Raw genomic sequence first — 12,763 nt, 5'->3', positions numbered from 1 at the left:
ATGCTCCGTTCCGGCACTCTCCAGCAGCTGCGGCGCCAGAGCCGGCTGCGCGCCATGCAACAAGGCTTCACGCTGATCGAACTGCTGGTGGCGATCTCGGTCATGGCCCTGCTGGCCATCATCAGCTGGCGCGGGCTGGACGGCATGGTGCGCTCGCAGGAGCAGACCCGACAGCGTGCCGACGAACTCATGGTGGTGCAGACCGTCCTGGCGCAGTGGAGCGCCGACCTGGATGCCCTGCAGGTGATCGAACACGCCGAGCCCATCGACTGGGACGGCCAGGCCCTGCGGCTGACGCGGCAGGGGCCGCGCCAGCGCGACGACGGCGCCGTGGTGGTGGCCTGGGCGCTGCGCGGCGGCCAGTGGCTGCGCTGGCAGTCCCCCGCCGTGCGCACACGCGCCGAGTGGACGCAGGCCTGGCAGCGCGCGGCGCAGTGGGCTCGCACGCCCGGAGAGGCCGAGCGCCGCAGCGAAACCCTGCTGATGCCGCTGCAGAACTGGCGGCTGTTCTATTACCGCGGCGGGGCATGGTCCAACGCCCTCTCCAGCGGCACGAGCGGCGCCCCTGGGGCCGCGGGCACCGCCGGGTTCACCGGCACGCAGCCCACGGCCGGGGCGCCCACCAATGCCTCCGCCACCACCGTGCCCGTGCCGGACGGCATCCGCCTGCAGATCACGCCGGCGCCGGGCAGCGCGCTCTCGGGCGACCTGACGATGGACTGGGTCAACCCCCTCACCGGGGGCAACAAATCATGAGAGCGGCCAGCCCCCTTTTCCGCAAGCCTCAACGCCGCACGGCGGGCAGCGTCCGCAAGCAGGGGCGCGGTGCCGCCCTGCTGGCGGCCATGCTGACGGTGACCCTGGTGGCCACCTTCGCGGCAGCCGCGCTGTGGCAGCAGTGGCGCTCCGTGGAAGTCGAAACGGCCGAGCGTGCGCGCATCCAGTCCGCCTGGATCCTGATCGGCGCGCTGGACTGGTCGCGGCTGATCCTGCGCGAAGACTCGCTGGCCCGCGCCGGCGACGGCACCGACAACCTGGCCGAGCCCTGGGCCGTGCCGCTGGAAGAGGCCCGACTGTCGAGCTTCCTGGCCGCCAACCGCAATGTGAGCCAGGTGGAGGATGCGAGCACCGACACCGCCGACGCCTTCCTGTCGGGCCGCATCATCGACCTGCAGTCGCGCATGAACCTGCGCAACCTGGCCGGCAACGGTACGGTGGACCCCGTCGCGCTCACGCAGTTCACGCGCCTTTTCGAAGGCCTGAGCCTGCCCCAGCAGCAGCTGGACACCATCGCGCAGGCCATCGTGCGTGCCGTGGCGACCAGCGGCGAGGCCAGCGCCGCGCCCTTGATGCCGCGCACCGTCGCCCAGCTCGGGTGGTGGGGCATTCCCGCATCCACCATCGAGGCCCTGACGCCCTACGTGACGCTGCTGCCTGCACCCACACGTGTCAACCTCAACACGGCCAGCGCCCTGGTGCTGTGGGCCAGCATCAACCGGCTGGACATGCCCGATGCGCAGCGCCTGGTGCAGACGCGCGACGCGCGCCACTTCCGCAGTGAAAGCGACGCCAGCCGGCTGGTGGGCAGCACCGCCGAGCTGACGGGCGCGACCCATACCGTCGCCTCCACCTACTTCGAAGTACAGGGCCGCTTGCGGCTGGGCTCGGTGGTGGTGCAGGAGCGCTCGCTGGTACTCAAGCAGCGCGGCGTGGCGCGCACCCTGTGGCGCGAACGCGGCAGCTTCGTGGAACCCGTGGCGAATGCCGCCCGCTGATCGCCCGCCGGCCGCCCGGCTGGCGGCTCCCTGCCCCGGCACCGACGTGAACAGGCCCTAGAATGGCCCGCCGAATTCACCCATGAGCACCCTCATTCTTCACCTGCCCCCGGCCCATCCGGGGAGCTCCGCCGAATACAGCTACACGCTGACCCAGGACGGACACACCGCCACCCGACACGACAGCGCGCCCGCCGTGCTGCTGCCCGATCCCGGCCGCACCGGCGAGATCGTGGCCGTGGTGCCTGCGCGGCTGCTGTCCTGGCAGCGCGTGCAGTTGCCGCAGGGCACGGCCATTCCCTCGCCACGCCTGCGCGCCGTGTTGGAAGGCCTGCTCGAGGAGCGCCTGCTGGACGACACCGTTCAGGTGCATTTCGCCCTGCAGCCCGGTGCGCGCGCCGGGGAGCCGGTGTGGGTCGCCGTGTGCGACCGCGTTTGGCTGCGCGACGCCCTGCAGGCCCTGGAGGCCGCCGGACGCCCGGCCAGCCGGGTGGTGCCCGAATTCGCGCCGGGGCCAGGCGCCGGCGAATCGCCGCAGTACCACGTGCTGGGCACGCCGGAAGACGCCCACATCGTGGCCACGGCGCAGGGTGCCGACCAGGCCGTCGTGACCTGGCCGCTGTCCCATGCCGCCTTCGCGGCGCTGGGAGCGCTGGACGAGGTCGGCCCCGAGGGCGCGCCCCCGGCCACCGTCCGGGCAGAGCCCGCCGTGGTGCAATTGGCAGAGCAAGCCCTCGGCCGATCGGTCGCCGTGTACACGCGCAGCCAACGCGCGTTGGACGCGGCAAGAAGCCCCTGGGACCTGGCCCAGTTCGAACTGGCCAGCACCGGCCGCACGCGGGCCCTGCGCAAGGCGGGCAGCGCGGCCGGCAGCTTCGCACGTGCGCCGCAGTGGCGTGCCGCGCGCTGGGGCCTGGGCGTGGCGCTGGCCGTGCAGGTCGTCGGGGTCAATGTCTGGGCCTGGCAGGAGCGCCAATCCCTCGCCGACAAGCAGGCCGGGGTGCGTGCTGCGCTCACGCAGACGTTCCCGAAGGTACAGGTCATCGTCGACGCCCCCGTGCAGATGGAGCGCGAGCTGGCGCTGCTGCGCCAGGCGGCCGGCAGCATGGGCGCCCGCGACCTGGAGCCGTTGATGGCGGCGGCGGGTGCCGCACTGCCCGCAAGCCGTTTGCCCAGCGGGATCGAGTACGCCGCAGGCGACCTGCGCCTGCGCGGGCTGGACCTGCCCCCTCCGGAGCTGGAAGCCATGGGCCAGCACCTCACCCGCGCCGGCTATTCGGCGCGCCTGCAGGATGGCGCCGTGCTGGTGCGGGCGGAGGCACCGTGAAGGCGCTCGCTCCCCATCTCGCGCCCTGGCAGGCCCGTTGGCAGGGCCTTGCCCGCCGCGAACAGACCTTGCTGCTGGCCGCAGCGGCCTTGGTTGCCTTCGCCGTGCTGTGGTGGCTGCTGATGGCGCCCGCGCTGCAGACGCTGCGCACGGCGCCGGCCCGCCATGCCGAACTCGATGCGCAGTTGCAGCGCATGCTGACCCTGCAGGCCGAGGCGCAGCAGCTGCAGGGCGCCCCTCGGGTGCCCGCCGCCGACGCGATGCGCACCCTGCAGTCGGGCGTGGCGCAGCGTCTGGGCAGCGGGGCCCAGGTGTCGGCCGCTGGCGACCGCGCCACCGTCACGCTGAAGGGCGTGCCGGCCGACCGCCTGGCCGACTGGCTGTCGCAGGCGCGCAGCGCCGCCCATGCGGTGCCGCTGGAAATGCGCCTCGTGCGCAGCCCGGCCGCCGCGGCCCCTGCGGCCCGACCTGGCGCGCCGGCATCCGCCGCTGGGTCTGCAGCACCGCCCGCCGACACCGATGGCCGCCCCCGCTGGGACGGCACCGTCGTGCTCGCCCTGCCGTCTCTCTGACCGCCGGACCCGCCCCCGTGCCCCGGCTGTCCCGTCCTCTTTCCCGCTCCGCTGCGCCGCGCACGCCGTGGCGCTGGGCGGTGCTGGGCGCGCTCTTGGGTGCGCTGCCGGCGATGGCCATCTTCGCGCCTGCACGCTGGCTGGCCAACGGCATCGCCCGGGCCAGCGGCGGACAGGTGCAGTTGCTGCAGCCCCGTGGCACCGTCTGGACAGGCTCCGCCCAGCTGGTGCTTTCCGGCGGCGCAGGCAGCCAGGATCGGGCCGCCCTGCCAGGCCGGCTGGACTGGCAGCTGCGTCCCGCCTGGACCGGCGCCCGCGCCCTGCTGCGCATGGACTGTTGCATGGCAGAACCACTGCAGCTGCAGGTGGTGCCGGGCTGGCGCTCGGCGCATGTCGCCATCGCCGACCACCAGAGCCAGTGGCCGGCCGCCGTTCTGGGCGGCCTGGGCACGCCCTGGAACACGCTGCAGCCCCAGGGCCGTCTCGCGCTGCAGACGCGCGGCCTCACCGTGGACTGGGCGGCCGGCCGCACCGTGCTGTCGGGGCAGATGCAGCTGGATGCGCTGGGCATGTCCTCGCGCCTGTCCACGCTGCGCCCCATGGGCAGCTACCGCCTGGCATTGCAAGGCGGGAACGCGCCCACCCTCACGCTCACCACCCTGGAAGGCGCGCTGCTGCTCAGCGGCAGCGGCCAGTGGGTGGGACAGCGCCTGCGCTTTACCGGCGAAGCCACGGCCGCGCCGGACCGCGAGGCCGCCCTGGCGAACCTCCTGAACATCATCGGACGGCGCACCGGCGCCCGCTCCATCATCACCGTGGGTTGACCCTATGACTTCCTTGTCCCGCCGCCACCTGCGCACCGCTCTGCATTCGATAGCAGCAGGCGCAATACTGGCGTGCGCCAGCGCCCCATTGACGGCCCAAACGGCAATCAACACCGACACCGGCAGCGTGCGCGCTGGCGAACCGGTCACGCTCAACTTCGCGGGGGCCGACATCGAGGCCGTGGCCCGCACCATGGCCACCATCACCGGCCGCAACGTGGTGGTGGACCCGCGCGTGAAGGGCCAGCTCACGCTGGTGACCGAGCGCGCCGTGACACCGGCTGCCGCCTTCCAGCAGTTCCTGGCGGCGCTGCGCCTGCAGGGCTTCACCGTGGTGGAGGCCGCAGGGCTGTACAAGGTGGTGCCCGAGGCCGACGCCAAGCTCCAGGCCGGCACCGTGAACGTATCGCAGGGCGGCCGCGGCGCGCCTTCCGGCGGCCAGATCGTCACGCAGATCTTCAAGCTCAACTTCGAGAACGCGGCCAACCTGGTGCCGGTGCTGCGTCCCCTGATCAGCCCCAACAACACCATCAACGTCAATCCCGGCAACAACTCGCTGGTGATCACCGACTACGCCGACAACGTGCAGCGCCTGGCGCGCATCGTGGCGGCCATGGACGTGTCGAACGCGACCGACGTGGAGGTGATTCCGCTGCAGTACGCCCTGGCGAGCGACCTGGCGCCGCTGGTGTCGCGCCTCATCGAAGGTTCCGGCAGCGCCGCGCCCGCGGCGGGCGCCGTGCCCACGGCCGCAGGTGCCCAGGGCGGCGCGCAGACCGACACGGCGTTCAAGACCACCCTGCTACCCGAGCCGCGCAGCAATTCTCTGATCGTGCGTGCGGCCAACCCGGCCCGGCTGGCGCTGGTGCGCTCGCTGGTGGCGCGGCTGGACCAGCCTGCGGCACCGGGCAGTTCGGCTTCCACGGGCAACATCCATGTGGTCTACCTGAAGAACGCCGACGCGGTGAAGCTGGCCGCCACGCTGCGTGCGGCCATGGCCGCGTCGTGGGGCACGGGCACGAACGGTGCCTCGGGCAGCCCGTCGACCGGGGGCGGCAGCTCCAGCGGCGGGCTGGGCTCGGCCGGAGGGCTGTCCGCCGGCGGCCTGACGCAGACCAGCAGCAGCGGCGGCATGGGCGGTGGCGGCATGGGCGGCATCGGCGGCAGCAGCAGCGGTGGTGGCCTGGGCAGCAGCGCCGGCAGCCTCAACAACGCCAACAGCAACCAGCCCTCGACCGGGGGCCAGATCCAGGCGGACCCGACCACCAACTCGCTGATCATCTCGGCGCCCGACCCGCAGTTCCGCCAGCTGCGCGCGGTGATCGACCAGCTCGACGGGCGCCGCGCCCAGGTGCTGGTGGAGAGCCTCATCGTCGAGGTTGCCGCCAACAAGGTGGCCGAGTTCGGCATCCAGTGGCAGGGCGTGATGGGCAACTACGGCAGCGGTACCGTGGGGGTCATCGGCACCAACTCGTCGACCTCGACCACCGGCGGCAACGCCAACATCCTCAACCTGGCACTGGCGGCGGCCAGCGGCAACGCCACCACCATCGCCAGCAGCGCCGCAGGCCTCGGGCGCGGGCTGAACGTGGCCGTGGCGCCGCGCATCAACGGCAACTACTACCTGGGCGCGCTGGCCAACTTCCTGGAGAACACGGGCGATGCCAACGTGCTCTCCACCCCCAATTTGATGACGCTGGACAACGAAGAGGCCCAGATCATCATCGGCAACAACGTGCCCTTCGTGACCGGCTCCTACGCCAACAGCACGGGCAGCAGCACGGTCAACCCCTTCACGACGGTGGAGCGCAAGGACGTGGGCCTGATGCTGCGCGTGCGGCCCCAGATCAACGAGAACGGCACCGTCAAGCTCACGCTGTACCAAGAGGTCTCCCAGGTGGACGCCGCCACGGCGAGCAACGCCAACGGCCCCACGACGAGCAAGCGCTCCATCGAGTCGACCGTGCTGGTCAACGACGGCAGCGTGATCGTGCTGGGCGGCCTGCTGGAGGACCGCTACTCGATGGCGCAGGACAAGGTGCCGCTGATGGGCGACCTGCCGGTCGTCGGTGCGCTGTTCCGCAACGAGAACCGCTCGCGCCGCAAGACCAACCTGATGGTGTTCCTGCGGCCGGTGGTGATCCGCGACGCCGCCACCAGCGATGCGCTGATGATGGACCGCTACGAGGCCATCCGCGCGCTGCAGCAGGTCACGCAGCCGGCGGACAGCAACGTGATGCGTGGCGTGTCCGCCGCCCCGGTGCTGCCGCCGCTGGCCCTCAACGCCACGCCCGCGGGCGCCCCCACGGTGCCGCTGGCGCCGCTGCTGCCGGGCCAGTCCGCTCAGCCGCCGCAGCCCGCGGCCGCACCGGCCCCGGCGCCTGCCGCACCCTCCGTGTACAGCCCGCAGTAAGTAAGGCCTGCCGCCACCATGCGCCACCCCCTGCCCTACGCGTTCGCGCGCTCCACGCAGCTGCTGCTGGAAGACGACGGCCAGCAGCTGGTGCTGTGCCACGGCCCGGCACCGGACACCAGCGCCATCTCCGAGGTGCTGCGCAAGCACACCGTGCAGGCCATGGCGCAGATGGACGCGGCCACGCTGGCCCAGCGCATCAGCACGGCCTATTCGCAAAACGAGTCGAGTGCCGCCATGGTGGTGAGCGAGGTCGAGTCCGATGCCGACCTCTCCCGCATGATGCAGGAGCTGCCCGCGGTCGAAGACTTGCTGGAGTCGGCGGGCGATGCGCCCATCATCCGCATGCTCAACGCGCTGCTGACGCAGGCTGCCCGCGACGGCGCGAGCGACATCCACATCGAGCCGTACGAGCGGCATTCCAGCGTGCGCTTTCGCGTCGACGGCACGCTGCGCGAGGTGGTGCAGCCCAACCGCGCGCTGCACGCCGCCCTGATCTCGCGCCTGAAGATCATGGCCGACCTGGACATCTCCGAGAAACGCCTGCCGCAGGACGGCCGCATCAGCCTGCGCTTAGGGACCAGGGCCATCGACGTGCGCGTCTCCACCCTGCCCAGCGCCCATGGCGAGCGCGCCGTGCTGCGCCTCTTGGACAAGAGCGGCAACAAGCTCACGCTGGAAATGGTGGGCATGCAGGGCGACACGCTCGACCGCTTCGAGGGGCTCATCACCCAGCCCCACGGCATCATCCTGGTGACCGGACCCACGGGCTCGGGCAAGACCACCACGCTGTACGCCGCGCTGGGCCGGCTCGACGCCACCAGCAGCAACATCATGACGGTGGAAGACCCCATCGAATACGAGCTGCCCGGCGTAGGCCAGACGCAGGTCAACAGCAAGATCGACCTGACCTTCGCCAAGGCCCTGCGCGCCATCCTGCGCCAGGACCCAGACGTGATCATGATCGGCGAAATCCGCGACTTCGAAACCGCGCAGATCGCCATCCAGGCCTCGCTCACGGGCCACCTGGTGCTGGCCACGCTGCACACCAACGACGCCGCCAGCGCGGTCACCCGCCTGACCGACATGGGCGTGGAGCCGTTCCTGCTGTCCAGCTCGCTGCTGGGCGTGCTGGCGCAGCGTCTGGTGCGCAAGCTCGACCCGGCCGACCCCACGGGCTACCGCGGCCGCACCGGCGTGTTCGAAATGCTGCTGGTGGACGACACCATGCGCGCGCAAATCCACAACCGCGCCTCCGAGGCCGACATCCGCGCCACCGCCCTGGCCGGCGGCATGCGCCTGATGCGCGACGACGGCGAGCGCCTGGTGCAGACCGGCGTCACCACGCTGGAAGAGGTGCTGCGCGTCACGCGCGACTGAAAAAGCGGGGCGCGGACGGCAGCCGGTACGTGCGGCGTCTGCGCGTGCGCCAGAGACCTTCCGTTGGGGCGGCACGGCGCGGCGGCGGACAACCAGCCACCGCAGCGACCCGCGCCGCCGGGCACGCCCCATTACCATTAAAATTGATAGCGCCGTGCGCTTATTCCATAAGCGCTGGCGGCCATTTTTACTTCAAGTCGCCACCACGCCGCTCAGCGCCCCTGGCCGAGCCCGCGCTTGAGTTCCTTGAGCAGCAACACCACCTGGCCGGAGGCATGGCGACAGCTCTTGAAGGCCTGCTCCGCCTGGCGCAGGTCGCCGGCCGCCAGCAAGGTCAGCATGGCTGCAGCCTGCTGGTGGAAGTAGCGGTTGCGGCGCACCAGCATGTCGAAGGCAGGAAAGTGCCCCAGGGCGCGCTGGCCGCTGCCGTGCAGCCACTGGCCGAGCTCGGAGCAATCGTCCTTGCAGATCACCTCCGGCCGCAGCTGCTCGTCCGGCTGGCCCTGCAGCGCACGGTAGAGCCAGGGCACCCAGCGCTCGTGGCTGGCAATGGCGGCGTCGATGTCGATCTCTGCCAGCAGCTTGGCCGCCTGATCGCCGTGAAGCACCAGTTCACTCGCCTGGTCGCCCGGCAGGGACGTCCAGTCATCGGCCACCGGCGTGCCATCGGGCCGGGGCTGGAACAAACGGCTGAAGAATCCCATGAACGTCCCTCGCTCTCCTCGCATCGGCCCTGGAGGCGCCTGCAGCGGCCTCTCGTTCGTTTTGCGCAATGAATCAGGGCGACATCATAAGCAACAGCTATCGAAAGGCGTCAAGCCCGGCCGTCTGAAAGCGCATCACGGCGGGGCCGCTGGCTGGCGCAACCGCCTCGCGGCCCGCTCAGGCCCGGGTTCCGGACACACGTGTCCCGCGCCTCCATCCGGCCCCAGTGGGTTGCCTCATGCAAGCGATAGTGCATTTGCATCATTTTGATTTGAATCGTTGCGATCTATGGTTGAGTTGTAACCAATTTGCAAGGACCTATCCATGATGTCTTCCCCCGTTTCCCCCGTCTTCTGCGGCTCGCGCAGCCGCCTTGTCCAGGGCTTGCTGGCCGCGGGGCTGCTGTCACTCGTGGCCGCCTGCGGCGGCGGTGGCAGCAGTGACACCACGGACCCCGGTGCCACGCCGCCGGCTACCCCCGGCACGCCCACCACGCCGGTCACGCCCGTGGCACCGTCCAGCTATGCCTTCTCGGGAACCGCGGCGACCGGCGCTGCCTTCGCGGGCGCGGTCGTGACCGTGGCAGATGCCAGCGGACAGATCGTGGGCACCAGCGATGCCGTGGGGGCGGATGGGAAGTACACCGTCACCGTTCCCGCCACCGCCCGGGCGCCCTTCGTGGTGGTGGCGACCCGCACCGCCGCCAGTGGCGAAACCGAGAAGCTCGTCAGCGTGAGCGGCGCCTTGAGCGACCAGACGGTGAACGTCACCTCGGTCACGACGCTGATCGCGGCCCGGCTGAGCCCCTCCGGCAACCCGTCCCGGCTGGCCGCCGAACTGGCCGGCGGCACGGCCACCCTGACGGCGGAGAAAATCAAGGAAAAAGCGGCCGAGATCCAGAACCTGCTGGCCCCGCTGCTGGCCGCGGCACAGGTCAGCGCCACCAACCCGCTGAGCGACACCTTCGCCGCCGACGGTGCGGGCTACGACCGGTTGCTCGACTCCCTTCTGGTGCGCATCACGCCCGCATCCGACACCACGACCAACATCGAGGTCGCCGTGCGCCAGCAGACCGCTTCCGACGACGCGAAGCCGATCTCGGTGCAGTTCAATAGCAGCGAAACATGGAAGCCACTGCCCTCGACGGAGCCCTACACGCTGGTGGAGGAAGGCACGGCCGCGAAGATCGCCGCACTGCTGGAGACCTTGACCGCCTGCTATGCGCTGCCGATCGAGCAGCGCATCAGCAGCCCGGTCACCAATGGCGTGGCCGTCGGCGGCGCCAGCGCCATCACGGCCTCGGAGTGCAGGGGCGCCTTCGCGGGCAACGATCCCGCGAGCTTCTTGAACAATGGCGCGCGCGTAGGCCGTGACAGCAGCAACAACGGCGCGTTTGCCGGCATCTTCCGCAGCGGCTCCCAGGGCGTCAGATTCCACACAGGCAATTACGAGTACTCATGCGCCAACGGAGATATCGTCATCTCGTACAAGCTGGTTGATCCCCAGAACGTGGAGACCTCCGAGTCGCTCGTCCTGCGCAAGGACGCCGACGGCAAGCTGCGTGCGATCGGCAACCAGTATGTCTATACCGGCGGCGTTGCACCCTTCCATCAGCTGAGAATGTTCCCCACGCTGAACCAGTCCGCGTACAACTACTACAGCGCCGGCTACACGCTGAACGTCATCAACGAAACAGAGGTCGTCAATGGCCAGCCGGTGCTGAAGTTCGACCGTGTCGAAGTGGACACACCTTTCAGCACCACCGTCACGCTGTGGGCAGACCAGAATTACTCGAACCTGAACTTCAAGCGCGCGGACGGGCGCGTCTCGGGCACAAACTTCATCCGGATGGGCGCTGCCTTCGTCGATCCAGCGGCACCCGTGTCGTCGCCGGACTCCGGGATCGAGCGAAGCATGTACTTCGCCAGCCCCTTGCTCACGGACGCCCAGCTGTACCAATCGGCGTCCCAAAGCTCTTGGACGTTCAAGTACTTCCTGCGCGGCAACACGGGCCCCACGCCGGACGGCGTGCAAACCTACCGGACGCTCGCGCGTGCGCACAACATCGCCGAGCTGAAGCAGAAGCGCTTTGCGCTGCTGAACGAGGCGTTCATGCAGGAGGCGTTCAGCGCCGGCTCCGACATTCCCACCACTGGCCCGGTGGCCGGAGCCCTGCCCATGTACAGCCAAGAGGACGGTCCGCAACCGGCCATCATCGATGTGAATGGCGGCGGCGATGCCTGGACGGTGCCCGGCGATGCGGCCTTCCCCACGACCGTGACGGTCAACGGCAGCTATGCGCCCCAGAACACCGTCCAATTCAGTTTCAACGACTCCGTCCGGGTCGCCAGCTCTGCCCGGAAAGCCACCGTGTTCTGCACCCCGCCGCTCACCAGCGGTAACGGCCAATGCACGGACCGCACTTCCGGAAGGTACGCGCCAGGCAGCTACCTGACCGGGCTGCAGCTCTCCGGTGCGGCCCTGGACGGACGCGTATTCGGAACGCAGTACTCCACCTACCGGCTCAACCTGCCGAACTGAGCGGCCGGCACGCCTCCAGCCTCGAAAGCCCGCCTCGGCGGGCTTTTTTTCGTTCCGGCGCGCCTCCCGCGCAAGCCTTGCTCACGCGGGTCTACCCCACTATTCCCCATGGCTGCACGGCTTTGGCCATCGGCCCACAATGGGCCACATGACTTCTGCCCCCTCCCCACGCCCCGCCCTGTCCATGCTCGATCTGGTGGCCGTCCGCGAAGGCGGCACCGTGGCCGAGGCCCTGGCCATCGCCGTGCGCACCGCGCAGCACGCCGAATCGCTGGGCTTTGAGCGCTACTGGCTGGCGGAACACCACAACATGCCCGGCATCGCCAGTTCCGCCACGGCCGTGCTGGTGGGCCACGTCGCGGGCGCCACGCAGCGCATCCGCGTCGGCTCGGGCGGCATCATGCTGCCCAACCACGCGCCGCTGGTGGTGGCCGAAGCCTTCGGCACGCTGGCCGAGCTGTATCCCGGCCGCATCGACCTGGGCCTGGGCCGCGCGCCCGGCACCGACGGCCCCACCATGCGCGCGCTGCGGCGCGACCGCGTCGAGTCGGAGCAGGACTTCCCCCGCGACGTGGCCGAGCTGCAGCGCCTGCTGGGCCCGGCGGAACCCGGCCAGCGCCTGGTGGCTGTGCCCGGCGCCGGCACGCAGGTGCCCATCTGGCTCCTGGGCTCCAGCCTGTTCTCCGCCCAGCTGGCCGCCGAACGCGGACTGCCCTATGCGTTCGCCTCGCACTTCGCGCCGCGGCTGCTGCACCATGCCATCGACCTGTATCGGCGCCTGTTCCGCCCGTCGGCCGTGCTGGACAAGCCCTACGTGACCATCGGCGTGCCGGTGATCGCTGCGCCCACCGACGCAGAAGCGCAGTTCCTGGCCAGCAGCACCTACCAGCGCGTGCTGGGCATTCTGACGGGCCGGCGCGGACTGCTGCAGCCGCCCGTCGAGAACTATGCCGAGGGACTGCAGCCGCAGGAGCGCGCCGCGGTGGCGGACTTTCTCGCGGCCGGCGTGGTCGGCGGTCCGGACACCGTGCGTGCGGGCTTCGCCGAACTGGCGCAGTCCACGGGTGCGGATGAATTCATGCTGGTGAGCGACGTCTACGATCCGGCGCTGCGCCTGCGCTCGCTGGAGATCGCCGCCGCGGCCGCACGGAGCTGAAGCGCCGCCGCGCAAAGGCGCCGAGCGCAGGCGTGGGCTGCTTCCGCCACGGCAACCCGCAGCGCCATGG

General features: G+C 70.5%; 10 protein-coding genes. 9 read left to right on the top strand and 1 reads right to left on the bottom strand.

All coding sequences use genetic code 11. The features are described from left to right. The 7 genes from QE399_RS10350 to QE399_RS10320 all read left to right on the top strand — a co-directional run bounded on the left by QE399_RS10350 (position 1) and on the right by QE399_RS10320 (position 8,291). Positions 1 to 756, top strand: coding sequence for a PulJ/GspJ family protein (locus QE399_RS10350; RefSeq protein WP_405043474.1), 756 nt, complete (start codon positions 1 to 3; stop codon positions 754 to 756). Continuing rightward, complete coding sequence (gene gspK, locus QE399_RS10345; RefSeq protein ID WP_405043473.1) at positions 753 to 1,775, top strand: type II secretion system minor pseudopilin GspK; 1,023 nt, start codon at positions 753 to 755, stop codon at positions 1,773 to 1,775. The genes QE399_RS10350 and gspK overlap by 4 nt, the downstream gene beginning before the upstream one ends. Positions 1,776 to 1,857: 82 nt before the next feature. Continuing rightward, complete coding sequence (gene gspL, locus QE399_RS10340) at positions 1,858 to 3,102, top strand: type II secretion system protein GspL (protein ID WP_309828504.1); 1,245 nt, start codon at positions 1,858 to 1,860, stop codon at positions 3,100 to 3,102. Further along, positions 3,099 to 3,674 (top strand): type II secretion system protein GspM, encoded by a 576-nt coding sequence (gene gspM / locus QE399_RS10335; RefSeq protein WP_309828503.1) that lies wholly within the window; start codon positions 3,099 to 3,101, stop codon positions 3,672 to 3,674. Before gspL ends, gspM begins: the two co-directional genes overlap by 4 nt. 17 nt (positions 3,675 to 3,691) lie before the next feature. Beyond that, on the top strand, positions 3,692 to 4,498 hold the full coding sequence (gspN, locus tag QE399_RS10330; protein WP_405043470.1) for a type II secretion system protein N: 807 nt from the start codon (positions 3,692 to 3,694) through the stop codon (positions 4,496 to 4,498). Between the two features lie 4 nt (positions 4,499 to 4,502). Continuing rightward, positions 4,503 to 6,911: a type II secretion system secretin GspD gene (gspD, locus tag QE399_RS10325; RefSeq protein WP_309828502.1), complete on the top strand. Its 2,409-nt coding sequence runs from the start codon at positions 4,503 to 4,505 to the stop codon at positions 6,909 to 6,911. A gap of 18 nt (positions 6,912 to 6,929) precedes the next feature. Further along, positions 6,930 to 8,291 carry a GspE/PulE family protein gene (locus QE399_RS10320; protein WP_309828501.1) on the top strand — a complete coding sequence of 454 codons (1,362 nt, stop codon included), beginning with the start codon at positions 6,930 to 6,932 and terminating at the stop codon, positions 8,289 to 8,291. 212 nt (positions 8,292 to 8,503) lie between these two features. On the opposite strand, the gene QE399_RS10315 is transcribed toward QE399_RS10320, so the two are convergent. Next, positions 8,504 to 8,995, bottom strand: coding sequence for a CZB domain-containing protein (locus tag QE399_RS10315; RefSeq protein WP_309828500.1), 492 nt, complete (start codon positions 8,993 to 8,995; stop codon positions 8,504 to 8,506). 325 nt (positions 8,996 to 9,320) lie between these two features. Between QE399_RS10315 and QE399_RS10310 the strand changes: the two genes are divergently transcribed. Both QE399_RS10310 and QE399_RS10305 read left to right on the top strand, forming a co-directional pair. After that, complete coding sequence (locus QE399_RS10310) at positions 9,321 to 11,537, top strand: Ig-like domain-containing protein (RefSeq protein WP_309828499.1); 2,217 nt, start codon at positions 9,321 to 9,323, stop codon at positions 11,535 to 11,537. A gap of 148 nt (positions 11,538 to 11,685) precedes the next feature. Further along, on the top strand, positions 11,686 to 12,693 hold the full coding sequence (locus QE399_RS10305; protein WP_309828498.1) for an LLM class flavin-dependent oxidoreductase: 1,008 nt from the start codon (positions 11,686 to 11,688) through the stop codon (positions 12,691 to 12,693). The last annotated feature ends 70 nt before the right edge of the window (positions 12,694 to 12,763 follow it).

The organism is Paracidovorax wautersii (assembly GCF_031453675.1).
In the GTDB taxonomy this organism is placed as follows: domain Bacteria; phylum Pseudomonadota; class Gammaproteobacteria; order Burkholderiales; family Burkholderiaceae_C; genus Paracidovorax.
This window is presented reverse-complemented; position numbering and strand designations above follow the sequence as displayed.